This window comes from Amaricoccus sp. W119 (genome assembly GCF_047275745.1).
GTDB lineage: Bacteria > Pseudomonadota > Alphaproteobacteria > Rhodobacterales > Rhodobacteraceae > Amaricoccus.
Map to the genome: position 1 here is coordinate 34319 of NZ_JBKQWU010000010.1, position 24221 is coordinate 58539.

Sequence of the window (24221 nt, forward strand, 5' to 3'; positions counted from 1 at the left end):
TAGTCAATTAGCGCTCGCCATGGAAGAAGCCATAGATCTGTTCCGCGAGTGCGTCCGAGATCCCCGGCGCCGCGCGCAGATCGGCGAGACCGGCGCGCGCGACGGCCTTGGCCGAGCCGAAATGCTGGAGCAACGCGCGTTTCCGGGCGGCGCCGACGCCGGGAACCTCGTCGAGCGGGGTCGCGCGGGTCTGTGCCGCGCGTTTCGCCCGATGCGCGCCAATCGCGAAACGGTGAGCCTCGTCGCGGAGACGTTGAACGAAATAGAGCACCGGATCGCGGTATGGCAGCGCCTTCGGCGGCTGGCCGGGGCGGTGGAACTCCTCCTTGCCGGCGTCCCGATCCACGCCCTTGGCGACGCCGATCAGCGTCACGTCCTCGACGCCGAGATCGGCGAGCGCCGCCTCGGCCGCCGCGACCTGTCCCGCGCCGCCGTCGATCAGCACGAGATCGGGCCAGGTTTCGCCCTGCCGGTCGGGGTCCTCCTTCACCAGCCGGGAGAATCGCCGCGTCAGCACCTCGCGCATCATGCCGAAATCGTCGCCGGGCGTGAGATCGGTCGAGCGGATGTTGAACTTGCGATACTGGGATTTCACGAATCCCTCGGGCCCCGCGACGATCATCCCGCCGACGGCGTTGGTGCCCATGATGTGGCTGTTGTCATAGACCTCGATCCGCTCCGGCGGCCCGTCGAGTCCGAAAGCCTCCGCCAGCCCTTCGAGCAGCGCCTGCTGGCTCGCGCTCTCCGCCATCCGCCGCGCCAGCGCCTCGCGCGCGTTGCGGGCGGCGTGTTCGACCAGCCGTGCCTTCTCGCCGCGCTGCGGCACGGTGAGCTCGACCCTGCGGCCAAGCTGCGCGGTCAGCGCCTCGGTGAGCAGGTCGGGGTTGTCGGGTGCGTGGCTCATCAGGATCAGCCGCGCCGGCGTCTTGTTGCCGTAGAATTGGCCGAGGAACGCCTCGAGGATCTCCGCCGGCTCCGCGCCCGAGCCGGTGCGCGGGAAATAGGCCCGGTTGCCCCAGTTCTGATGCGCCCGGATGAAGAAGACCTGCACGCAGGCATGACCGCCGTCTTGGTGCAGCGCGACGATATCGGCCTCCTCGACGCCCTCCGGGTTGATGCCCTGGTTCGCCTGCACGTTCGTCAGGGCCCGGATGCGGTCGCGGAGCGCGGCGGCGCGCTCGAACTCCATCGCCGCGCTCGCCTTGGCCATCTCCTCTGCGAGATGCTCCTGCACCTTGGTCGAGCGTCCGCGCAGGAAATCCGCCGCGTCCTCGACGAGATCGGCGTAATCCTCCTGTCCGATCAGCCCGACGCAGGGCGCGCTGCACCGCTTGATCTGATAGAGCAGGCAGGGACGGGTGCGGGCGTCGAAGGTCGAGTCGGAGCAGCTTCGGAGCAGGAAGGCCTTCTGTAGCTGGTTCAGCGTCCGCGTCACGCTGCCCGCCGAGGCGAAGGGCCCGAAGTAGCGCCCGGCCTCCTTCCGCATCCCCCGGTGCTTCTTCACCTGCGGGAAGGGGTGCTCGTCGGTGACGAGGATGTTCGGAAAGCTCTTGTCGTCGCGGAGCAGCACGTTATAGCGGGGGCGCAACTGCTTGATGAGATTCTGTTCGAGCAGCAGAGCTTCCGTCTCGGTCTCCGTGGTCAGGAACATCATCGACGCGGTCGCGTCGATCATTCTACCTATGCGAGAATTGTGACCGATCGGTTTGGCGTAGGACGCCACGCGCCGCTTCAGGTTCCGCGCCTTGCCGACGTAGAGAACCTCGCCCTTCGCATCGAGCATCCGGTAGACGCCGGGGGCTTCGTCGAGTCGCCGAAGGTAGTCGCGAATGACCAGATGCCCGGTGCGCGCCGGTACCGCGCCGGTTCCCTCCTCGATGAATTCGCTTTCAGGCTGCTCGGTCACGCCTCGGTCCCCGGCGGTGGTTGATTCCCGACTTGGCTGCGCCCGCCGCTCGGGATTTTCAAGGGTAAAGCTGTCCACCGTTTCGGTGCATAACCGTGTGGACAACTTGGGGGCTTCTCGGATTTCCATAGGAAAACAAGGCCGTTTGCAGGTCTGCCTAATTTTTCAGCGCCAAGTTAAATCATTGATCCAAAAAGATATTTTTCTTAACGAGTGGTAAAATTATGGAATCGTTGACAGAATCGAGAACGTTTCGTGACGGTCCCCCCGAGGTGGAAAAGTCAAGCGGCGGAGCGTCGCGGAGCGGTGTTCCTGGGGTCTCCGGGCTATTCCAGGCCCCGCACATCCGGTGTCAGCCAGCCCAGATGCTGGCCACCATCGACGCAGAGAAGCTGACCCGTAAACCCCGGTGAGTCGAGGATGAATCGCAGCGCCGTCCGGATCTCCTCCGGATTCGAGCCGCGTTCGAGAATGGTATTCGCCCGCTGCTCGGCGAAATGTCGGGGCGACTGGCGCGGGGCGATCAGCGTCGGTCCGGGTCCGATCGCATTGACGCGGACATGCGGGGCGAGCCCCTGCGCGGCGGTGCGCGTCAAGGCCCAGAGGCCCATCTTCGCAATCGTGTAGGTTGTGAACTCCGGCGTCAGTTTGCGCACCCGCTGGTCGATCATGTTGACGACGCAGGCGCGCGCGACCGGCTCGCCGCGTTCGTCCGGAACCGCGCGGGGCGCCTGCGCCGCGAAGGCCTGCGTCAGTTCGAAGGGCGCGCGGAGATTGGTCCCGACGTTGCGGTCCCAGCTTTCCCAGGTCGCGCTTGCCACCGTGTCGTGCTCGAAGAGGGAGGCGCTGTTCACCAGCACCGTCAGCGGCCGACCGAGCGCCGCCGTCGCGGCCGGGACCAGCGCCGCCGTCCCGGCCCGGTCGAGCAGATCGGTGCCGAGCGCGACCGCGCCGAGCCCGACGTCGCGGATCTCCGCCGCGAGCGCCTCCGCCTCCTCGGCGCCGGTGTGGTAGTGGATCGCGACATCGAGTCCCCGCTCGGCGAGTTCGAGCACCATCGCGCGGCCGAGGCGCCGCGCACCGCCTGTCACAAGGGCTGCTCCGGTCATCGGCGTTCTCCGCGTTCAGCGCCGCGAGGGGCATCCGGGGGTGGGACATTTCCCGTCGCCGAGCCGGTAGGCGCCGCATTCGGGGCATTTCTTCGCGGTTTCGATGCGCTTCTTGGGTCCGCGTTTCTTGGGATCGGGGGGGAAGACCGCGCGCATGACCATGCTGACAAGCAGCCCGACGAGCAGAACGGTGGTCACGACCTTCAGCATCTGACCTTCAGCATCTCACCTCAAGCATCGCGCCCAAGCATCGTACCTCTGGCATCTCAGGGCGCCCGCGCGCCGAACCGGGCCCAGAGCGCCCCGTCCTCGATCCGCGCCATGGCTTCCGAGACGCCGGGCAGGCCAAGCCGGCGCAGGAGCGGCCGTCGCGGCGTCACCGGCTGGAAGCGGATCTTCTCGCCGTAGAGCGCGCGCATCGTCGGAACGAGATGGCCCACCTCGTCCGCGAGCCCGAGTTCGATCGCCTGCTCGCCCAGCCAGAAATCCCCGGTGAACAGGTTCTCGCCCCGGAGCAGGTCGCCGCGGCGCGCCTGGACCTGATCGATGAAGTTGCGGTGGATCACCGCCTGCAATCCTTCGAGCCGCGCCACGTCCTCCGGCCGTTCGGCGCGGAAGGGATCGAGCATGCTCTTGTCCTCGCCGGCGGTATGCACCCGGCGCTCGATCCCGTGGCGGGCGATGAACTCCTGGAAGCCGAAGCTCGTGGAAATGACGCCGATCGAGCCGAGGATGCTGTTGCGATCCACGTGGATGCGGTCGGCGGCGGTGGCGAGCCAGTAGCCGCCGGAAGCCGCCACATCCTCGACGAAGGCATGGACCGGCACCTTCTTCTCGTCGGCGAGCCGGCGGATGCGCGCGGCGATGAGGCTCGACTGCGCCGGGCTGCCGCCGGGCGAATTGATCGCGATCGCGACGGCCTTGGGCTTGCCCCGGCTGAAGGCCGCTTCGATCAGGGGTGCGAGCGCCGCGTCATTGAGGCCCGCTCCGCCGAAGCGGGCCGCTCCGCCGATCACGCCCTCCAGCCGGAGCACGGAGACGGTCGGCCGCCGCCGCCCCCGGACGCGGTTGAAGATGTCGCCGAACATGCGCTTGATCCCGGTCATCGCACCGATTTAGGCCCGTCCACGGTGCCGGGCAAGGGGCGAGAGGACACGACGCTCACGCGGCGGGCTTGCTCAGGGTTTCCCAGCCGTCGGAGCCGGAGCGGAAGCAGGCGGTCCCGGTATGGGAGAACTGTTCGTCATCGGCGGCGACATAGCGCTCGACCGTCAGGTCCGGCCCGCTGAAGCTCAGCAGGTTGAAGTCGTTCTGCTCGCCGCGCAGCCGGTTCGAGAGGCCGGTGCCGGCCTGGACCTGCACGACGCCGACCCGGCCCTCGCGCTCGGCGAAGGCATCCGCGCGCCAGCTGTGCAGGTGACCGGAGAGGACGACATCCGCCCCGGAGGCGGCGAGCGCGTTCACCGCGCGCTCCGCGCCATGGGTGAGCCGCTTGCGCTCGTCGGGCAGGTGTTCGAGCGGATGGTGCATCACGATGACGCGGGCGTGGTTCGCGGGCGTGCGCGCCAGCACCTTGCGGACACGGGCAAGCGCGCGGCGTGCGACCCATCCGCGCTGCCAGGCGAAGGGGTTGACGCTGTTGACGCCGACGAGGGTCATCTCGTCATCGGACCAGACCGGCTCCAGATCCCGCCCGAAAGCCTCGCGGTAGCGGCTCCACGGCCAAAACAGCCGGGCGAGCGGCCGGTCGAGGGGCACGTCATGATTGCCCGGAACCACGAGGCAGGGCGCGGCCAGCCGGTCGACGAAATCGCGCGCGGCGGCGAACTGGCGCCGGCGCGCACGCTGTGTCAGATCGCCCGAGATCGCGATCGCGTCGGGCTTCAGGTCATTGACCGCCGTGATGAGCGGATCGAGCAGTTCCGGACGGTCACGGCCGAAATGCAGGTCGGAGAGGTGGGCGAGACGGCGCATCGGCTCAGGCGACTTTCTCTTCCTCCACCACCTCTTCCGCCGCCGCGCGCTCGGTCGCCCGCGGAACCAGAACGGTGAGCCCGGCCCGCCGCATCTCGAAGCGGAAGGGCGATGCCATCTTCGACCGCTCGCCGTCGCGGGCGACCAGCCGCCGGCGCTTCCCGCATTCGACAAGGATTTCCCGGCCGCAGACAAGCTCGAAATCGTGTTCCGGGTCCAGCTTGTGGAGCCCGAGGCGCAAGGCGACGCCCATCAGTTCGAGCGGGCTGCCGTCCGGGGCGAGGAAGAGCGCGAACTGGCCGTCGCGGATGCATTCGGTGCCCGGAAGGCTGAAGCGCTCGAGCTGGAAGGCATTCGCGGCGACGAAGGCGAGCGGCGTCCGGGCCCGCCGCTCCACGCCATCCACCGTCACGCGCAGCACCATGGGCTCGCGGCCGTCGGCGAGCGAGACGAAGACCGACCAGAAGGCGGCGAGCCGGCTGCGGCCGAAACGCTTGTAGATCCCCTCGCGGCGCTCGAGGATGCGCGCATAAGCGCCGAGGCTCGCATTGTTGAGGAAGACCTTGCCGTTGACCGTGCCGATGTCGATCGTGCGCGGTTCGCCCTCGACGAGCACCCGGACCTTGTCCTCTGTCGAGTCGGGCAGGTCGAGCGAACGGGCGAAATAGTTGAAGGTGCCGAAGGAGAGCACGCCCATCCGCGCCTTCGTCCCGGCCACGCCATGCGCGACGCTCGAGATCGTGCCATCGCCGCCGCAGGCCACGACGGTCTCGAACCCTTCCTCCACCGCCCGGCGTGCCTCGGCGGGGATGTCGGAGCCCGGTTTGACGCGCGCGAGGTCGAACCGTCCCGGATAGCGGCTGAATTCCTCCTCCAGTTCCTGGACGAGCGCATGGCCCCGGCGCTTGCCGGACCCGATGTTGAGGATGACGCGGATGTCGGGTCTGGATGCACTCACGGGGTGTCGCGGCTCTCGATGGTTGGAAACGTCCCGGCCTTTCAATGCTTGGCTGCGGAATTGGTTGCATCACGACCAACCCAGCACGGCTATCGCATTCGGGGCCCGCGCGGCACCGTGCCCCGCCGCCTCGGCAACGCCCCAACCCAGCATCGTGCCCTATCAGGTCTTCGCGACGAAGGATGGCCCGCTGGTGATCGCCCGCGGCAACGGCGGAGAACCGGCCGCCGCCCCGGCTCGACGAGCATGGGGCGGAGATCCGCGCCGCGCTCGCGGCGGGCGCGGACTGGCCGTGAGGGGCCGACGAGCCGGTAGCGGTGCCCTACCGGTCCGGGAGGGGGATGAACTCCTGATCGTCGCCGGCCGGAAGGCGGAAGCGCCCGTGCTGGAAGTCGCCGGCGCGCCAGGCTTCCTTGGCCGCCTCGATCCGCTCCTTCGACGAGGCGACGAAATTCCAGTAGATGTAGCGCGGCCCGCCCATCGTCGCGCCGCCGAGCAGAACCAGCCGCGCGCCCGCGGGGCCTGCGCGGAGCGCGATCCTGTCGCCGGGCCGGAAGACGAGCATCCGCGCGTCCTCGAAGGTCTGCCCCGCGACTTCGACCGAGCCCTGCGCGACATAGACCCCCCGGTCCTCATGGTCGTCCGGCATGGGCAGCGCCGCCCCGGGCGCGAGTTCCACGTCGAGATAGAACATCTCCGAGGAGGTCGTGACCGGCGCCGTCTTGCCATAGGCGTGGCCCAGGATCAGCCGCGCCTTGATGCCCTCGGCGTCGAGCATAGGCAGGCTGTCCTTGCCCGCGTGCTCGAACCGCGCCGGAGAATCCTCCGCCGTCTCGGGCAGCGCGACCCAGGTCTGGATGCCGAAGGCGCGCGTCGGATTGGCCCGGGCCTCGGCGGTGGTCCGTTCCGAATGGGTGACGCCTTCGCCCGCGGTCATCCAGTTCACTTCGCCCGGGCGGATCAGCTGGTCGGCGCCGGTCGAATCGCGGTGCCGGAACGCGCCATCGAAGAGATAGGTGACCGTGGCGAGGCCGATATGCGGATGCGGACGGACATCGATGCCCTGTCCGGTCAGGAATTCGATCGGGCCCATCTGGTCGAAGAAGATGAACGGTCCGACCATCTGGCGCTTCGCCGAGGGCAGGGCGCGGCGCACCTCGAAACCGCCGAGATCCCTTGCGCGGGGGATGATCAGCGTCTCGATCGATTCCATCGCCGTCGCATCGGGGCAGACGGGGTCCAGCGTCGGGTTCCAGCTCATTTGGCAATCCTCCTCTTCGTCGGGCTCAGGCTGGTTGTTGGCCGCCCCGGGGCGCCCGGCCCCGGCGGGCGTTCGTGCCTCAGGCGTTCAGGACATCGCTCCATTCCGGGTGGCGGCGGAACTGTTCCGCCACGAAGGAGCAGAGCGGCAGGATCTTGTGTCCCGCCGCCCGGGCATCGACGACGGCGCGGGTCGCGAGCGCCGTGCCGATGCCCTGGCCCCCGAGCGACTCGGGAACGCCGGTGTGATCGACGATCCAGAGCCTGTCCTCCTCGGCCTTGGAGAAGGTCATCTCCGCCTCCACCCCGTTCAGCCGGTAGACGTAGCGGCCGCGCGTGCCGCCGTCCTCCAGCGTGATCGCATCCGGATCGATTTTCATGCCGCGGCCCTTTCGCGCTCCCTCTCCAGAAACTTCGAAATGGCGGTGATCTCGCTCCGGTCAACCTCATGGCCGCCCGGATGCCAGTGGACGGTGGTCGCCGCGCCCTGTTCCCCGAACCAGCGCGCGAGGGCCTTCGTGGCGGGAGCGGGGCAGAGCGGGTCGCGCTCCCCGGCGGTGATCAGGATGCGGGTCCCGATCGCCCGGGGCGTGGGCTCCCACGGGATCAGCGGATGCATCAGCACGGCGGCGTCGAAGAGATCCGGCCGCGCGATGATCGTGCTCGCGAGGATGTTCGCGCCGTTCGAATAGCCGAGACCGATGACCGGCCCGCCCCGCTCCATCCCGTTCGACACCGGCGTCTCCGCCACCCGCGCGGCGACGAAATCCGCCATCTGCGCCGTGGCCCGTGCGAGGTCGTCCATGTCGTAGACGCCTTCCGCCCGCCGCCGGAAGAAGCGCCTGGCGCCGCCCTCCGAGACATCACCCAGCGGTGCGATGCGCCGCGCGCCGGGCATGAATTCACGGGCGAGCGACAGGAACTGCCGCTCGTCGCCGCCGGTGCCGTGGAACAGCAACAGGGTCGGGGCGGCTCCCCCGCTCCCCACGCCGCCTTCATCCGCGAATGTGTAGCCGTCAGCCGTCCGAAGCGCGGTCATGAACGGCCCTCCCGGTGAAGGCGCCGCGCGCGAGATCCGCCCCGGCGCGACCTGTCCATGTGATCCGATGGTGCATGTCACTCCCTTCCATATCCGATTGCCATGCATGGAGGTGGGGTTGACCGGTGCCGCGACAAATCCCCGTGAGCGCATCTGATTGTCGAAGAAGTGGGAACAAATGCCAAGGCCGATCGCCGTTTTACCCCGCCTTAACGGGTGGAATGTATCCGGAAGCCGCGTCGCGCCGGAGAACGGGCAGGGCGGGTCGGGCAGCATTGTAGATCGAATGTGTTCAGGTGGGGGGCGTCCCGCCGCTTTCACGCCGCGCGACCCGGACGGAGGGTCCTCGGGGGGTGCCCGCCGTCCAGTGGCCCTCGCTTTTCCGGCGCGGCGCACGCGCCCCGCGCGCGGCCGCGGCGGTGCCGGTACAGGCTCAGGCGACGCCCTTGGCGAGCGTGCGGAAGATCGCAGCCTGCGTGATCTCGCCAACGACCTTGCCATCCGCGTCCGTGACCGAGAGCGGAACCGCGCTCTCGGCGAAATGGCCGAGCGCGTCGCGGAGCGGGAGGTCGCCCGGCACGCTTCGGCCCGCGTCGGTCAACCCCGCCAGCTCAGGCCGCGTCTCCATCACATCCTCCGCGCGCAGCACGCTGAGCGGATTGAGATGCGCCACGAAATCCGCGACGTAGCCGGTCGCCGGTCTCAGCACGATATCCTCGGGCCGCCCGGTCTGGACGATCCGGCCGCCCTCCATGATCGAGATCGTATTGCCGATCTTCACCGCTTCCTCGAGATCGTGGCTGACGAAGAGGATCGTGCAGTGCAGCCGGTCCTGAAGCTGGAGCAGTTCGTCCTGAAGCCGCGTCCGGATCAGCGGGTCGAGTGCCGAGAAGGGCTCGTCCATCAGCAGGATCTCCGCGTCGGTCGCGAAGGCGCGGGCGAGGCCGACGCGCTGCTGCATGCCGCCCGAAAGTTCGGAGACCTTCTTGTCGCCCCAGTCCTGCAGGTTCACGGTCGAGAGCACCTCGCGCGCCTTGCCGATCCGTTCCTCATGGCCGACGCCCGCGAGTTCGAGCCCGAGTGCGACGTTCTCGACCACGGTGCGCCAGGGCAACAGGCCGAACTGCTGGAAGACCATCGCCACGCCGCCGCGGCGGAGTTCCCGCATCGCCTGCGGGCCCGCGGTCGCCACGTCGATCGGCCGCCCGTCCTTGCCGCGCACGAGGAGCGAGCCCCGTGTCACCGGGTTGAGCCCGTTGACCGCGCGCAGGAGCGTCGATTTGCCCGAGCCCGAGAGCCCCATCAGCACGCTGATCTCGCCCTTGGCCACGTCGAGCGAACAATTGTGGACGCCGAGCACCTGACCCGTCGCCTGCTGGATCTCGCTCCGGCTCTGGCCCTTGTCCATCAGCGGCAGCGCGCGTTCCGGCTCGTTGCCGAAGACGATGTTGACCTTGTCGAAATGGATCATCTGTTCCATCGCCGCCTCCTCAATCGCGCCGGAAGACGCGGTCGAGCACGATCGCGACCACGACGATGACGAGACCCGCCTCGAAGCCGAGGGCGGTGTTCACGGTGTTGAGCGCGCGCACCACCGGCACGCCGAGGCCATCGGCGCCGACGAGCGCGGCGATCACCACCATCGAGAGCGAGAGCATGATCGTCTGCGTCAGCCCGGCCATGATCTGCGGCAGCGCATAGGGAAGCTCGACTTTGCGCAGCAGCTGATTCGGCGTGGCACCGAAGGAAAGCCCCGCCTCCTTGAGTTCCTTCGGCGTCGAGATGACGCCGAGATAGGTGAGCCGGATCGGCGCCGGGATGACGAAGATCGTCGTCGCGATCAGCCCCGGCACCATGCCGATGCCGAAGAAGACGATGGCGGGGATCAGATAGACGAAGGTCGGCAGCGTCTGCATCAGATCGAGCAGCGGCCGGAGCCAGGAGTAGAACCGCGGATGATGCGCCGCGTAGATCCCGATCGGCACGCCGAGGCCCATGCAGACGATGACCGCGCAGAGGACGAGGGTCAGGGTCTGCGTCGTCTCGTCCCAATAGCCCTGATTGAGAATGAAGAGGAAGCCCACGACCACCAGGGCGACGGTCATCCAGGAGCGCTGCAGATACCAGGCGATCGCGGCGAAGAGCGCGATGATGACGAGCGGCGGCGGCGCCTGCAGCGCCCAGAGGATGCCGTCGATGAGCCAGTTCACGATATTCGCGAGGCCATCGAAGAACCAGGCGCCGTTGATCGTCAGCCAGTCGACGACATCGCTCGCGACGCTGCCGACCGGGATCTTGGGAATGCTTTCCATCGTCTCCGCCTACCTCGATCAGGCGCCGAGCGCGGATTTGACCGCCTCGATCGCGTCGCCGCCGTCGCGGGTGGTCACGCCGTCGAGCCAGGGGGTGAGCGCGTCGGGATTGGCCTTCAGCCATTCGGCGGCCGCGGTCTCCGGGCTTTGGCCGTCATCGAGGATGCCACCCATGATCGCGTTCTCCATCTGGAGCGTGAAGCCGAGATTCTCGAGGAATTTGCCGACATTCGGGCATTCGGCGACATAGCCTGCGCGGGTGTTGGTCAGCACCTCGGCGCCGCCGAAATCGGCGCCGAACACCTCGTCGCCGCCGGTCAGATAGGTGAGGTTCAGGTTCTCGTTCATCGGATGCGGCTCCCAGGCGAGGAAGACGATGCCCCCGCCCTGCCGCTCGGCCCGCGAGGCCTGCGCGAGCATGCCCTGCTCGGAGCTTTCGACCAGTTCGAAGTCGCCGAGGCCGAAGGTGTCGCTCTGGATCATGTCGAGGATCAGGCGGTTGCCGTCGTTGCCAGGCTCGATCCCGTAGATCTTGTGGTCGAGCTGGTCGGCGAATTCGGCGATGTCGGAGAAGTCCTTGAGACCCGCCTCGGCGAGGCTGTTCAACGCGGCGAGCGTATATTTCGCGCCTTCGAGATTGACGCGGATCGTCTCGACCTTACCGTCCTTCAGGAAGGGTTCCACGTCGGCGGCCATCGTCGGCATCCAGTTGCCGAGGAAGACGTCGATGTCGCCGCGCGCGAGGCTCGCATAGGTGACGGGCACCGAAAGGAGGTCCACGCTGGTCTCGTAGCCGAGCGCATCGAGGATCGCGCGCGCGGTGGCGGTGGTGGCGGTGATGTCGGTCCAGCCGACATCGGAGAAGCGTATGCTGGCACAGCTTTCGGGCTCGGCCGCGGTGGCCGTCGTCCCGGCGAGAAGGGGGAGAGCGGCGATGGCGATGGCGGTCAGGGTGGCTTTCATTTCGACGGTCTCCCGGGGCTTGTGGCGCGGGGCGCGGGCGCGGACTTGCTCGGCCACGCGGTGGATGCAGGCTCGCGTGAATTCATTGACCCGAGCAAGGAAAACCTTTATTGATTGATCAGTCAATAAATTTCTTAACGAGGAGGTGGCCATGCCCCCGCGCATCGCGGTGACCGAAATGCGGCGGCGCGCGCTGATCGGCGCCGCGCTGCGCGAGATCTCCGACCGCGGCACGCTGGAAGTGACCGTGGCGCAGATCGCGAATCGGGCTGGCGTCTCCTCCGCCCTCGCGCATCACTATTTCGGCGGCAAGGAAGATCTGATTCTCGCCACGATGCGGCACCTTCTGTCCGAATTCGCCGACGGCGTGCGGACACGGCTGCGCCGGGCGGAGACGCCGCGCGAGCGGCTGTCGGCGATCATCGAGGGCAGTTTCGGCGACGACCAGTTCCATCAGGCGACGATCACCGCCTGGCTGACCTTCTATGCCAAGGCGCTGTCCTCGCCCGGCGCCGCCCGGCTGCTCGCCGTCTACCAGCGGCGGTTGCACACCAACCTGCGCCATGCGCTGCGCGGCCTGTTGCCCGAGGAGGAGGTGGACGGGATCGCCGAGGCGCTCGGCGCGTTGATCGATGGGGTCTACCTGCGCGAGGCCTTGCGCGGGCGCGTGGTGAATCCGGCCGCCGCGATTGCCATCGTGGAAGACTACGTTGACTGCCATCTCGTCGCGACCGGCGATCGGACCGCGCCCGGCGCGACCTGCCCATCGGCGGACGCGCAGCCAGACTCCTCGATCGACTCTTCGACCGCCCGTGTCGATCCGACCGCCCCCTGACCGGAGACTTCCGAATGAATGACCGTGACGTTCAGCCCCTCGGCTCCCACTGGATCGGGGGGCAACTCCTGCCCGGCGAGGGCGGGGCCGCGTTGCCCGTCCACTACCCGGCGACGGGCGAGGTGATCGCGACGCTCACCGAGGCGACGGGCGAGGTCATCGAGGCCGCGGTCACGAGCGCGCGCGATGGATTCGCGGTCTGGTCACGCACGCCGCCCGCCGAGCGCGGCCGGGTGCTGCGCCGCGCGGCTGAGATCATCCGTGCGCGCGGGCCCGAACTGGCTCGGCTCGAGACGCTCGACACCGGCAAGCCGATCCAGGAGACCGAGGTCGCGGACTGGCCCTCCGGCGCCGACGCTCTCGAATATTTCGGCGCGCTCGCCGCGACGATGACCGGGGAGCACATCGATCTCGGCGGCGATTTCGTCTACACCCGGCGCGAGCCGCTCGGCATCTGCGCCGGCATCGGCGCCTGGAATTACCCGAGTCAGATCGCCTGCTGGAAGGCGGCGCCGGCGCTCGCCTGCGGCAATGCGATGATCTTCAAACCCTCGGAGGTCACGCCGCTCGGCGCCTTGAAGCTTGGCGAGATCTTCAAGGAGGCGGGCCTGCCGGATGGTGTCTTCAACGTGGTGCAAGGCACCGGCCCGGTCGGCTCCGCGCTCGTCTCGCATCCCGCGATCGCCAAGGTCTCGGTCACCGGCTCGGTCGGGACCGGCCGTCGCGTCTACGCCGGCGCGGCGGAGAGCTTCAAGCATGTGACGCTGGAGCTTGGCGGCAAGTCGCCGCTGATCGTCTTCGACGACGCCGACATCGATTCGGCGATCGGCGGCGCGATGCTGGGCAATTTCTATTCCTCGGGCCAGATCTGCTCGAACGGCACCCGCGTCTTCGTGCAGGACGGGGTGCGCGCGCGGTTCCTGACGCGGCTCGCCGAACGGGCCGAGGCGATCCGGATCGGCGACCCGCTCGATCCCGAGACCCAGATGGGCCCCCTCGTCTCGGCGGCGCAGGGCGAGAAGGTCATGGACTACATCGCCAAGGGACAGGACGAGGGCGCCTGGCTGCTGACAGGGGGCGCGCGTGCCACGCTTCAGGGCTTCGAAGGCGGCTTCTTCGTCCAGCCCACCGTCTTCGCCGAGGTCGCCGACACCATGACCATCGCGCGGGAGGAGATCTTCGGCCCGGTGATGAGCGTCCTCGGCTTCTCCGAGGAGGAGGAGGTGATCACCCGCGCCAATGCGACCGAGTTCGGCCTCGCGGCGGGCGTCTTTACCGCCGACCTCGCCCGGGCGCACCGCGTCGTCGGCGCGCTCCGCGCCGGGACGACCTGGATCAACGCCTATAATCTCACGCCCGTCGAAGCGCCCTTCGGCGGGGTCAAGGGCAGTGGCATCGGCCGCGAGAACGGCCATGCCGCGCTGGAACACTACAGCCAGATCAAGTCCGTCTATGTCGGCGCTGGCCCGGTGGAGGCACCCTACTGATGAGCGACAAACAGATCACCATTCTCGGCCGCGCCGATTCGATGAACGTTCAGGCGGTCCTCTGGGGCCTCGCCGAGCTCGGGCTCGATTTCGAGCGGCATGACTATGGCCACCGGTTCGGCGGCACCGATACGCCCGAGTTCCGGGCGATGAATCCGAACGGCCTCGTCCCGGTGATGAAGGACGACCAGGTGACGCTCTTCGAGAGCGGCGCGATCCTGCGCTATCTCGCCGGCCGCCACGGACGCGCGCCGTTCTGGCCGCATGACGTCATCAAGCGCGCTCCGCTCGAGATGTGGGCGGAATGGGGGAAGGTGACGCTCCAGGGGCATTTCACGGCGCCGATCTTCCGCCAGCTCTGTTTCGTGACGACGGAGAAGCGGAACATGGCGGCGGTGGAGGAGGCGATCCGCGTCTTCGACGCCGACCTCCAGATCCTCGAGATCCAGCTCGGCGACAAGCCTTTCGTGATGGGCGAGCATTTCACCCTCGCCGACATCATGATCGGCCAGTCGCTCTATCGCTACTTCACGCTCGACATCCATCGCGAGCACCGGCCGGTCCTCTCGGCCTATTACGACCGGCTGACCGACCGGCCCGCCTATCAGGAGCATGTGATGGTCGATTACTCCGCGCTGAAGGTTCACGGAGCATGATGGAGGCGGATTTCGTCATCGTCGGGTCCGGTTCCGCCGGCTCCGCGATGGCCTACAGGCTCGGCGAGGACGGGACGACCTCCGTCCTCGTGCTGGAATTCGGCGGCTCGGATATCGGACCCTTCATCCAGATGCCGGCGGCGCTCTCCTATCCGATGAACATGACCCGCTACGACTGGGGCTTCCGGACCGAGCCCGAGCCGCATCTCGGCGGCCGCGTGCTCGCGACGCCGCGCGGCAAGGTGCTCGGCGGCTCATCCTCGATCAACGGCATGGTCTATGTCCGCGGCCACGCGCGCGATTTCGACCATTGGGCCGAGAGCGGCGCGGCGGGCTGGTCCTACGCCGATGTGCTGCCCTATTTCAAACGGATGGAGAGCTGGCACGGCGGGCATTCGGCTGTGCGCGGCACCGATGGCCCCCTGCATGTGACGCGGGGGCCGCGGCGCAACCCGCTCTATCACACATTCGTCGAGGCCGGGGCGCAGGCCGGGTTCGAACTGACCTACGACTACAACGGCCAGAAGCAGGAAGGCTTCGGAGCGATGGAGCAGACGGTCTGGCGCGGCCGCCGCTGGTCCGCCGCCAACGCCTATCTTCGGCCCGCGATGCGGCGCGGCAACGTCAAGGTGCACCAGTGTTTCGCGGAGCGGGTGATCATCGAGGACGGCCGCGCCACCGGCGTCGAGGTCAGCCGCGGCGGCGTGAAGGAGATCGTCCGCGCGCGGCGCGAGGTCATCGTCGCCGCCTCCTCGATCAACACGCCGAAGATCCTGATGCTCTCGGGCATCGGTCCGGCCGGACATCTCGCGGAACATGGCGTCCCGCTCGTCGCCGACCGCCCCGGGGTGGGTGCGAATCTGCAGGATCATCTGGAACTCTACATCCAGATGAAGAGCCTCCAGCCGATCACGCTCTACCGCTACTACAATTATCCGGCGATGGCGCGGATCGGGATGCAGTGGCTTCTCGCCAAGGTCGGGCTCGGTACCTCGAACCAGTTCGAATCGGCCGCCTTCGTCCGGTCGGCGGCGGGTGTCGAATATCCCGACATCCAGTACCATTTCCTGCCGCTCGCGGTGCGCTACGACGGCAAGTCGGCGGTGAAGGGGCACGGGTTCCAGGCGCATGTCGGCCCGATGCGCTCGCCCTCGCGCGGGACGGTGCGGCTCGCCTCCGCCGACCCGGCGACGGCGCCGCGCATCCTTTTCAACTATATGAGCGAGGAGAAGGACTGGGCGGATTTCCGTCACTGCGTGAGGCTCACGCGCGAGATCTTCGCCCAGGACGCCTTCGCGCCGTTTTCCGGCGACGAGATCCAGCCCGGCGCCCAGGTCCGGAGCGACGACGAACTCGACGGCTTCATCCGCGAGCATGTCGAGAGCGCCTACCATCCCTGCGGCACCGCGCGGATCGGCGCCAAGGACGATCCGATGGCCGTGGTCGATCCCGAATGCCGCGTGATCGGCGTCGACGGGCTTCGCGTCGCCGACAGTTCGATCTTCCCCCGGGTGACGAACGGCAATCTGAACGCGCCCTCGATCATGGTCGGGGAGAAGGCGGCGGATCACATCCTCGGGCGGACGCCGCTACCCCCGGTCGAGGCGGAGCCGTGGATCAACCCGCGCTGGCGCGAGAGCGATCGCTGACCGGGCCCGCGTTGACTCTGGCGTGCCGACGGCGGGATGTGGCCGCGCACGAATCCCTGGAGGAGACGCGAAATGGCCACGGCCCTGTCCTATCCGATGATCGAATTCGCCTCCGGCGTCTTCTGGCTCATCTCCATCATCTTCGTCCACGGCGTCGGCGTCCGCGCGATCGCCCGCTGGTACAACCGGCGATGGGCCCAGGTGGCGCGCGCGCCCCGGGCGTGGAGCGTCAACCTGCTCTTCGCCGCCGTGATCGCGAGCCTGGTCGTGCTGCATCTGGTCGAGACGCTGGCCTGCGCGGTGCTGATCAAATACGCGGGCCTGATCCCGATATTTCGCGATGCCTACTACTTCACGCTCGAGAGCTACACGACCTTGGGAACCGGCATCGTGAACCCGCCGGATGACTGGCGCCTCCTCGGGCCGCTCATCGGCGTGGCGGGGCTTTTCACCTTCGGCTGGACCTCCTCGCTCCTCGTCGGCGTCATGACCGAGATCAGCCGGCTCGACCGGGCGCGGGCGGTGCGGGAGGTTCGCGAGGAGCAACCGCCAGCCTCCAGCGAGGGCTGATACCCGGCGGCTGTGCCGGGATCAGGAGTTGTCGGGCAGGTGGATGCGGAAGGTCGTCCCGTCCGGTCCCGTCGAGGCGAGGGTGAGCGATCCGCCGTGACCCTTCACGATTTCCGCCGCGATCACGAGCCCGAGACCCGACCCGCCCTGCCGGGCACCGCCCCGGAACGGCTGGAACAGGTTCTCGCGCGCCTTGGGCGGCAGGCCTGGCCCCGTGTCCCGCACGGTGATCTCCGCGCCCGCGTCGTCGCGCCGCGCAGAGACCACCACCTCGCCCGGGCCCGCCGCGCCGTCGATCGCCTGCGCCGCGTTGCGTACCAGATTGGTGAGGACGCGGAACAGCTGATCGGCATCGGCGCGCGCCGTCACCTCCGGGCCCGCCTCGGCGCGGATCGACACCTCGCCGCCCGCGAGCAGGCATTCATTATGCACCACCTCCTCGATCAGCGGCGCGAGCAGCACTGTCTCGAAGGTTGGCGGCGGTTCCTCGGCGCGGCCGAAGGTCAGCGTGCGCTCGCAGAGCGCGATTGCGCGGGAGAGCGAGTTCACGAGTTTCGGGGCGCTGCGCTTCACCGCCGGATCGGAACTCATCTCGATGCGGTCGGCGAGAAGCTGGGCGGTGGTGAGCAGGTTGCGCAGATCGTGGCTGATCTTCGCGACCGCGCCGCCGAGCTGCGCGAGCCGGTCCTTCTGGCGCAGGAGCGCGGTCAGCTGGACCTGGAGGTCGCGCAGCGCGTTCTCCGCCTCGCGCAGTTCCGCCGCGCCGCTCTTCGGCACGATCACCCGGCCCGCGTCCTCCGGATTGTCGCGATAATGCATCATGTTGGCGATCACGCGCCGAACTGGCCGGACTATGAACCAGCGCACGGCGAGATACATGAGGATGGCGACGCCGCCCGAGATCAGCAGCGAGGTGATGAGGATACGCAGGGCGTAGCGCGCCATCGCGATCCGGAGCGGCCCCTCCCACATCGTGATCTCGATGATGTTCGAGGACTGCCGCGCCCGGCCGATCACCTGGATCACCCGGTTCCTCGGCACGAGAAAGACGCGCATCGCCGCGCGCGCGAGCTGGATCCGCGAGGCCGTGGTCAGGTCATAGGTCTGTGCCACCCGCCGGGGCTCGGGTACCGTGAGCGCGAGTTCGCGCAGGTCGGCGCGTCTCAGCGCGATCGTGAGCACATCGGCGTTGGCGAGCAGCTGCTTCTCGAGCTCCGGCGCCGGCATGTCGCCCGGCATGCCGAGCACGGCGAGCGCCGCCTGCTGCGACAGTTCAAGCTGGTTCTGCAGATAGCTTTCGCGGAACCTCGACACCGCGGGAACGAAGAAGAAGGCTTCCACGATGACGAGGAAGACCGCGGCCAGCCCGAGAAAACGACGCGACAGCGTGTTGAACAACATATGGCTTTCCGGGTACGGTCCCTCCGCCGCGAGCGCCCCCTTTCGCCCCGGCCTTCTGCTCGCGCGGAATCTAGGCGTTCCGCGACGGGGGAACAAGACGCCGTGATCACGGTGATTCGCTCTTCGACGGGGTCCGGCGCCGCGGAGGCGCCGCCGGGGGACCGGAACCCGGTGTCGCGATCCGGTTTCGGCCCCGTTTTGACCCTTGGCGCGAATTGACTTCACGCCGCATCCTCCCTATAGGCAGGGCTTCGAATTTTCGGGGTTCCTCGCGCCGGGGTCGTCCGGCGTGGGGGACTCTTGGCCGGGTAAGGCTCCGGCGCAGTCTGGAGATGGCCTAAGATGAGCAAGCGTACCTTTCAGCCGAGCAACCTGGTGCGGAAGCGTCGCCACGGGTTCCGCGCCCGCATGGCGACCAAGAACGGCCGGATCATCCTGAACCGCCGCCGCGCGCAGGGCCGCAAGCGCCTGTCCGCCTGAGCGGCCGCCGCGCGCCGATGATGCCGCCCGCCGCGACGACGGAGGCGGCGCCTCGGGACGCCGCCAATGATGCTCCCGGGCCCGGTGCCGGGGACCCGCCGGCCTCGCGGCCGGCGCTCGTCGTTCTGCGCGAGCGCGCCGATTTCGTCGCCGCGTCCAGGGCGCGGCGCACCTCCCGCCCGGGGCTGAACCTGCAGGCACGACGCCGCGACGCCGGCGATGATCCGGCCGGTGGCGCGCGGGTCGGTTTCACCTGTTCGAAGAAGGTCGGCAACGCCGTGGCGCGCAACCGCGCGAAACGGCGGCTGCGCGCCGCCGCGCGCGAGGTGATGCCCGAGGCCGGCCGACCCGGCTGGGACTATGTGCTGATCGGACGTCCCGGAACGACCGCCGCCCGCGCCTGGCCCGATCTTCTCGAGGATCTGCGCGGCGCGCTCGCGCAACTGCATGCCGGTGGAAACGCGGGCGGCAACGCGAGGAAGCCGCGATGAGCGGGGGCGCGGCGGGAAAGGACATGCCGGGGAAGGCGACCCCGGCGATGGGTCCGATCGCCTATGCGGTGTCGCTGCCGATCCGCGCCTATCGCCTCGTGCTGTCACCCTGGGTCGGGATGCATTGCCGTTACCATCCGACCTGCTCGGCCTATGCGCTGGAGGCGCTGGCACGGCATGGCGCGCTCCGCGGTTCCGTTCTCGCCGCGCGGCGCATCCTCCGGTGCCACCCTTGGGGCGGTTCGGGGGTGGACGAGGTTCCGGACCGCTAGGAGTTCCGAATGTTCGACGAGACCGAGATCCACCCGCTGTTTCACGGCGCCCCGGACACGACCGAGTTCAGGAAGCTCCGCAAGCGGATCATCCGCCAGACGCGCGAGGCGATCGAGACCTACGGCATGGCGCGGCGCGGCGACCGCTGGCTGGTCTGCCTCTCGGGCGGCAAGGACAGCTACACGCTCCTGGCCGCGCTGGTCGAGCTCAAATGGCGCGGGCTTCTGCCGGTGGAACTGCTCGCCTGCAACCTCGATCAGGGGCAGCCCGGCTTCCCCGCGACGGTCCTGCCGGAATTCCTGACCCGGATCGGCGTGCCGCACCGGATCGAATATCAGGACACCTATTCGATCGTGATCGACAAGGTGCCGGCGAAGAAGACCTATTGCGCGCTCTGCTCGCGGCTGCGCCGGGGCAACCTCTACCGGATCGCGCGCGAGGAAGGCTGCGCCGCCGTGGTGCTGGGCCATCACCGCGACGACATCATCGAGACCTTCCTCTTGAACCTGTTCCACGGCGGCAAGCTGGCCGCGATGCCGCCGAAGCTCCTGAACGACGAGGGCGATCTCTACGTGCATCGCCCTCTGGCACTGGTCTCCGAGGCCGATTGCGGCAAGTTCGCGCGGGCGATGAACTATCCGATCATCCCTTGCGACCTCTGCGGCAGCCAGGACGGGCTTCAGCGCCAGCGGATCAAGCGCATGGTGGACGAATGGGAGGCGCGGAGTCCCGGCCGGCGCAAGATCCTGTTCCGCGCCATCACCCAGGTGAACGCGAGCCATCTGCTCGATCCGACGCTTTTCGATTTCAAGGGGCTCTGAGCCACTCTGGCGCTGGGCTCCCGCCGTGCGAGCGCGCGGCCCCGCGCGACCGGGCGGGGCGTGGAATCGATTTCGAGCCGGGGCGGGCGTTCGCCGGGCTCAAGCCGGCGAAGCGGCGCTCCGAAGGCCGTCGCGGGACCCGAGGGCACCCGAATACACCTTGACCTTTCAGGCGCGCGGCTGTTGAACCCCTGTCAGTTTCGCTTAGCTGACCCGGAGTGCCGCCGCGATGGACGACCAGAGCAAGAATCTGATCCTGGCGACCGCGCTCAGCTTCGTGGTCATCCTCGTCTGGTTCTTCCTGTTCCCGCCTCCGACGCCGCCCGAACCGACCGGCGACGCGGTCACGACCGAGCAGGCCGAGAGCGGCGCTCCCGGAACGCCCGCGTCACCCGGAAGCGGAACGGCGCCCGAACTCTCGGCGAGCCCGGCGGTCAGCCGCGCCGAGGCGCTCGGCGAGACCCAGCGCATCGAGATCCGCACGCCGCGTCTCGGCGGCTCGCTCTCGCTGCGCGGCGGCCGGATCGACGATCTCGACCTGCTCGACTACCGCGAGACCATCGCGAAGGATTCGCCCGACGTCACGCTGCTGACGCCCGCCGGCGTGCCGAACTCCTATTACGCGGTCTATGGCTGGTCGCCCGCCGGCGGCCTGCCCGCCTCGGCGGTCCCCGGCCCCGGCACCGACTGGAGCGTCGAGGGCAATGACGTCCTGACCGAGACCACCCCGGTCACGCTCGTCTGGGACAACGGCCAGGGGCTCGTTTTCCGGCGCGAGATCGCGATCGACCAGAACTACATGTTCTCGATCACCCAGACGGTCCAGAACAACACCGGCGCGGAAGTGCGGCTCGCCCCCTATGGCATCATCGCGCGGCACGGGACGCCGCCCGATCTGATGAACTTCTACATCCTGCACGAAGGCGTCATCGGCGCGCATGACGGCGAACTGACCGAGCTCGACTATGACAACGTCATGGAGATGCCGACGGACGCCGCCGAGGGCGGCGCGGCGCTCCAGAAGGTCGATGTGCAGAACAACGGCTGGATCGGCTTTACAGACCACTACTGGATGGCGACGCTGATCCCGCCGCCGGGCCAGCCCTTCACCGCCGTGGCGAAATACACCGCCGCGACCGACACGTTCCAGACCGACGTGCGGCTGCCCGCGGTCGCGGTCGCGCCGGGCCAGACGGCGAGCACCACGACCTCGCTCTTCGCCGGTGCCAAGGAATGGGCCGCGATCCGCGACTACCAGCGCGAGATGAACATCGACCGTTTCGTCGACTCGATCGACTGGGGCTGGTTCTTCTTCCTCACCAAGCCGATTTTCTGGCTGCTGCATCAGCTGAACGTCCTGATCGGCAACATGGGCCTCGCGATCATCGGCCTCACCTTCTTCATCAAGGCGCTGCTCTTCCCGCTCGCCTACAAGTCCTACGTCTCGATGTCGAAGATGAAGGCGCTTCAGCCCGAGATGGAGAAGCTGAAGGAGCGGGTCGGCGACGATCGCGCGAAGATGCAGCAGGAGATGATGGCGCTCTACAAGCGCGAGAAGGTGAATCCGGCGGCGGGCTGTCTGCCGATCCTTCTGCAGATCCCGATCTTCTTCTCGCTCTACAAGGTGATCTTCGTCACGCTGGAACTGCGCCACGCGCCGTTCTTCGGCTGGATACAGGATCTTTCGGCGCCCGACCCGTCGTCGGTCCTGAACCTCTTCGGCCTGTTGCCCTGGGCGGCGCCGGACCCGACGAGCGTGCTTGCGATCCTCTCGATCGGGATCTGGCCCATCCTGCTCGGCATCTCGATGTGGCTGCAGCAGAAGCTGAACCCGGCTCCGACCGACAAGACGCAGGCGATGATCTTCAACTGGATGCCCTGGGTCTTCATGTTCATGCTCGGCACTTTCGCGAGCGGGCTGGTGATCTACTGGGTGGCGAACAACACGATCACCTTCGTCCAGCAGTATCTCATCATGCGCAGCCAGGGCATCAAGCCGGACATTTTCGGCAACATGTTCGGCTTCCTGAAGAAGAAGCCCAAGAAGGCGGGCTGAGATGGCGCGCGTCAGCCATCTCTGGCGCCACCCGATCAAGGGTCACGGCGTCGAGGCGGTGGGCGAGACGGTGCTCTCGCCGAGCGAGACGATGCCCTGGGACCGCGTCTGGGCCATCGCCCATGAGGGCGCGCGCATCACGCCGGGCGCCACGGGCTGGATGCCCTGCGCGAATTTCGCGCGGGGTGCGAAGAACCCCGAACTGATGGCGATCCGGGCCAGGACCGACGAGACCGCGGGGACGGTCACGCTCACCCATCCCCGGATGCCGGATCTCACGGTCAATCCCGATCTGCCGGAGGATGCCGCGCGCCTCGTGGACTGGGCGCGCGGCCTCGCGGACCGGCGCCGCGCGCTGCCGGCCTTCGTCGTCCGCCCGAGCCGGGGCATGACCGACAGCGGCTTTCCCTCGATCGCGGTGCTCAACCGGGCGAGCCTCGCCGCGCTGTCGGAGCGGGCGGGGCAGTCGCTGGCGATGGAACGGTTCCGGGGCAATATCTGGCTCGAGGGGCTGGAGCCCTGGGCGGAGTTCGATCTCGTCGGTCGCGAGGTCCGGATCGGCGAGGCGGTGCTGCTGATCCGCGAGCGGATCGGCCGCTGCCGCGCGACATCGGCCAATCCCGAGACCGGGGTGCTCGACGTCGATACGCTCGGCCTGCTGGACGAAGGCTGGCGGCACACGGATTTCGGCGTCTATGGCGAGGTCATCTCCGGTGGCCGGGTCGCGGTCGGGGACGCGGCCGAGGCGGTTGGATGAAGCCGATCTTCACCGTCGCACCGGAGGCGGATCCCGAGGCGATCGAAGCCGGCCGGAAGCTCTTCGCCGGTCCCTGCGACTTCCTCAAGGGCGTCGTCGCCATGGACGGGATGCCGCCGGCGGACCGGCTGGAGATCTGCTTCGCCGGGCGTTCCAACGTGGGGAAATCCTCGCTCATCAACGCGCTCACGGGCCGCAAGGCGCTCGCCCGGGCATCGAACACGCCGGGGCGGACGCAGGAGATCAACTTCTTCACGCTCGGCGAGCGGTTCTATCTCGTCGATCTGCCGGGCTACGGTTTCGCCGAGGCACCGAAGCCGGTGGTCGAGAAATGGCAGGCGCTGCTGCGCGCCTATCTCTCGGGCCGTCCCACGCTGCGGCGCGTGATGCTGCTCATCGACGCGCGTCATGGGATCAAGGCGGTCGACGAGGAGATCATGGCGCTGCTGAACCGCGCGGCGGTGACGTTCCAGATCGTTCTGACCAAGGCGGACAAACCCCGCGGCGGTGCGCTGGATACGGTGATCGCGCAAGTCGCAGATCGACTCGCAAAGCATCCCGCCGCGTTCCCCGAGATTCTCGTCACGTCATCGGAGAAGAGCGTGGGTATAGAACAACTCCGAGCTGAAATCGCTGCTCTGCAATAACGAAATGAGCATTCGACAGTTTGTTTCGGAATGGGCGCATGTCATACTGTGCGACGGGGGCCAGTCCGAGATTCGGCGGACTTGCGAGGGCGGATTGAAGTCATCCTAGCCATTGGCAGGCATTGGTGCGTGGCCCCGGTCGATTGATGTCGCGTGCTGACCGACGTGAGTGACGAGGGATGAGAATGGACGACGACGATCTGATTCGGATCGCATTGCGGGCTGCGCTGGATCACATCCTGAAGCTGGACGGTGAACGGCCGCTGACCGACGCGGAATGGGACGAGCGGCCAGAGAACGACCCCGAGCTTTTCGCGGCGCTGGTCAGTGCCGGCCGCGTCGCCCTCAGCACCGCCCGGTCCTGTGGCGGCATGGCGATCGCAAAGGACATTCCCCGGCGGCACCTGCGGGTCGGCCCCGGCAGGATCCCCGGCCATGTGCGAATCCAGCACATCCCGACCGGCGCCGTGGTGGAGGTGAGCCACATCACGCCGCAGGTCGATGCCTCGCTCGCGGTCAGCATGGTGCGCGCGGCGTTCGACCACCGGCTCTGACGGCCGCTTCAGATTAACCGCGC

The 24221-nt window shown here is 68.1% G+C and carries 26 protein-coding genes; 13 read left to right on the top strand and 13 right to left on the bottom strand.

Going from position 1 to position 24221, the window contains the following annotated elements; translation table 11 throughout:
* Positions 1-7: 7 nt before the first annotated feature.
* From uvrC to ACLJK8_RS08070, 12 genes are all read right to left on the bottom strand, one after another.
* Entirely contained in the window at positions 8-1906 is a 1899-nt protein-coding gene (uvrC, locus tag ACLJK8_RS08015) for an excinuclease ABC subunit UvrC (protein WP_413149616.1), read from the bottom strand.
* Positions 1907-2232: 326 nt separating this feature from the next.
* A complete protein-coding gene (locus ACLJK8_RS08020; protein ID WP_413149617.1) occupies positions 2233-3015 on the bottom strand; it encodes an SDR family oxidoreductase in 783 nt (260 codons plus the stop codon).
* A gap of 15 nt (positions 3016-3030) precedes the next feature.
* Entirely contained in the window at positions 3031-3225 is a 195-nt protein-coding gene (locus tag ACLJK8_RS08025) for a hypothetical protein (RefSeq protein ID WP_413149618.1), read from the bottom strand.
* A 56-nt stretch (positions 3226-3281) separates the two neighbouring features.
* The gene (locus ACLJK8_RS08030) at positions 3282-4103 is read right to left on the bottom strand and encodes a S49 family peptidase (RefSeq protein ID WP_413149619.1); all 822 of its coding nucleotides are present in this window, start codon (positions 4101-4103) and stop codon (positions 3282-3284) included.
* 73 nt (positions 4104-4176) lie between these two features.
* Complete coding sequence (locus tag ACLJK8_RS08035; protein ID WP_413149620.1) at positions 4177-4989, bottom strand: metallophosphoesterase family protein; 813 nt, start codon at positions 4987-4989, stop codon at positions 4177-4179.
* A 4-nt stretch (positions 4990-4993) separates the two neighbouring features.
* Positions 4994-5947, bottom strand: coding sequence for a diacylglycerol/lipid kinase family protein (locus tag ACLJK8_RS08040; RefSeq protein ID WP_413149622.1), 954 nt, complete (start codon positions 5945-5947; stop codon positions 4994-4996).
* Between the two features lie 322 nt (positions 5948-6269).
* Positions 6270-7208 (bottom strand): pirin family protein, encoded by a 939-nt coding sequence (locus ACLJK8_RS08045; RefSeq protein ID WP_413149624.1) that lies wholly within the window; start codon positions 7206-7208, stop codon positions 6270-6272.
* Positions 7209-7287: 79 nt separating this feature from the next.
* A complete protein-coding gene (locus ACLJK8_RS08050; RefSeq protein WP_413149625.1) occupies positions 7288-7587 on the bottom strand; it encodes a GNAT family N-acetyltransferase in 300 nt (99 codons plus the stop codon).
* Positions 7584-8246, bottom strand: a complete 663-nt coding sequence (locus ACLJK8_RS08055) for an alpha/beta hydrolase (protein WP_413149626.1) — start codon at positions 8244-8246, stop codon at positions 7584-7586. Before ACLJK8_RS08055 ends, ACLJK8_RS08050 begins: the two co-directional genes overlap by 4 nt.
* 433 nt (positions 8247-8679) lie before the next feature.
* Positions 8680-9726, bottom strand: a complete 1047-nt coding sequence (gene choV, locus ACLJK8_RS08060; RefSeq protein ID WP_413149628.1) for a choline ABC transporter ATP-binding protein — start codon at positions 9724-9726, stop codon at positions 8680-8682.
* A 10-nt stretch (positions 9727-9736) separates the two neighbouring features.
* Positions 9737-10558, bottom strand: a complete 822-nt coding sequence (gene choW, locus ACLJK8_RS08065; protein WP_413149629.1) for a choline ABC transporter permease subunit — start codon at positions 10556-10558, stop codon at positions 9737-9739.
* Between the two features lie 18 nt (positions 10559-10576).
* Positions 10577-11521 carry a choline ABC transporter substrate-binding protein gene (locus tag ACLJK8_RS08070; RefSeq protein WP_413149631.1) on the bottom strand — a complete coding sequence of 315 codons (945 nt, stop codon included), beginning with the start codon at positions 11519-11521 and terminating at the stop codon, positions 10577-10579.
* A gap of 151 nt (positions 11522-11672) precedes the next feature.
* Here ACLJK8_RS08070 and betI point away from each other — a divergent pair, with 151 nt between their 5' ends.
* From betI to ACLJK8_RS08095, 5 genes are all read left to right on the top strand, one after another.
* Positions 11673-12356, top strand: a complete 684-nt coding sequence (betI, locus tag ACLJK8_RS08075; RefSeq protein ID WP_413149632.1) for a choline-responsive transcriptional repressor BetI — start codon at positions 11673-11675, stop codon at positions 12354-12356.
* Positions 12357-12370: 14 nt separating this feature from the next.
* Complete coding sequence (gene betB / locus ACLJK8_RS08080; protein WP_413149633.1) at positions 12371-13843, top strand: betaine-aldehyde dehydrogenase; 1473 nt, start codon at positions 12371-12373, stop codon at positions 13841-13843.
* Entirely contained in the window at positions 13843-14499 is a 657-nt protein-coding gene (locus ACLJK8_RS08085; RefSeq protein ID WP_413149634.1) for a glutathione S-transferase family protein, read from the top strand. The genes betB and ACLJK8_RS08085 overlap by 1 nt, the downstream gene beginning before the upstream one ends.
* Complete coding sequence (gene betA / locus ACLJK8_RS08090) at positions 14499-16148, top strand: choline dehydrogenase (protein ID WP_413149718.1); 1650 nt, start codon at positions 14499-14501, stop codon at positions 16146-16148. Before ACLJK8_RS08085 ends, betA begins: the two co-directional genes overlap by 1 nt.
* Positions 16149-16220: 72 nt before the next feature.
* Positions 16221-16718 (top strand): ion channel, encoded by a 498-nt coding sequence (locus tag ACLJK8_RS08095; RefSeq protein WP_413149635.1) that lies wholly within the window; start codon positions 16221-16223, stop codon positions 16716-16718.
* 21 nt (positions 16719-16739) lie between these two features.
* On the opposite strand, the gene ACLJK8_RS08100 is transcribed toward ACLJK8_RS08095, so the two are convergent.
* The gene (locus ACLJK8_RS08100; protein WP_413149636.1) at positions 16740-18119 is read right to left on the bottom strand and encodes a sensor histidine kinase; all 1380 of its coding nucleotides are present in this window, start codon (positions 18117-18119) and stop codon (positions 16740-16742) included.
* A gap of 342 nt (positions 18120-18461) precedes the next feature.
* Here ACLJK8_RS08100 and rpmH point away from each other — a divergent pair, with 342 nt between their 5' ends.
* From rpmH to ACLJK8_RS08140, 8 genes are all read left to right on the top strand, one after another.
* Positions 18462-18599, top strand: a complete 138-nt coding sequence (rpmH, locus tag ACLJK8_RS08105; RefSeq protein ID WP_413149637.1) for a 50S ribosomal protein L34 — start codon at positions 18462-18464, stop codon at positions 18597-18599.
* A 17-nt stretch (positions 18600-18616) separates the two neighbouring features.
* A complete protein-coding gene (rnpA, locus tag ACLJK8_RS08110) occupies positions 18617-19090 on the top strand; it encodes a ribonuclease P protein component (protein ID WP_413149638.1) in 474 nt (157 codons plus the stop codon).
* 47 nt (positions 19091-19137) lie between these two features.
* Positions 19138-19362 (top strand): membrane protein insertion efficiency factor YidD, encoded by a 225-nt coding sequence (gene yidD, locus ACLJK8_RS08115; protein ID WP_413149719.1) that lies wholly within the window; start codon positions 19138-19140, stop codon positions 19360-19362.
* A gap of 9 nt (positions 19363-19371) precedes the next feature.
* Positions 19372-20184, top strand: coding sequence for a tRNA 2-thiocytidine(32) synthetase TtcA (gene ttcA, locus ACLJK8_RS08120; RefSeq protein ID WP_413149639.1), 813 nt, complete (start codon positions 19372-19374; stop codon positions 20182-20184).
* Between the two features lie 229 nt (positions 20185-20413).
* On the top strand, positions 20414-22240 hold the full coding sequence (yidC, locus tag ACLJK8_RS08125) for a membrane protein insertase YidC (RefSeq protein ID WP_413149640.1): 1827 nt from the start codon (positions 20414-20416) through the stop codon (positions 22238-22240).
* A 1-nt stretch (position 22241) separates the two neighbouring features.
* Positions 22242-22997 carry an MOSC domain-containing protein gene (locus tag ACLJK8_RS08130; protein ID WP_413149642.1) on the top strand — a complete coding sequence of 252 codons (756 nt, stop codon included), beginning with the start codon at positions 22242-22244 and terminating at the stop codon, positions 22995-22997.
* The gene (yihA, locus tag ACLJK8_RS08135; RefSeq protein WP_413149644.1) at positions 22994-23644 is read left to right on the top strand and encodes a ribosome biogenesis GTP-binding protein YihA/YsxC; all 651 of its coding nucleotides are present in this window, start codon (positions 22994-22996) and stop codon (positions 23642-23644) included. The genes ACLJK8_RS08130 and yihA overlap by 4 nt, the downstream gene beginning before the upstream one ends.
* A gap of 185 nt (positions 23645-23829) precedes the next feature.
* Entirely contained in the window at positions 23830-24198 is a 369-nt protein-coding gene (locus tag ACLJK8_RS08140) for a hypothetical protein (RefSeq protein ID WP_413149646.1), read from the top strand.
* Positions 24199-24221: the final 23 nt, after the last annotated feature.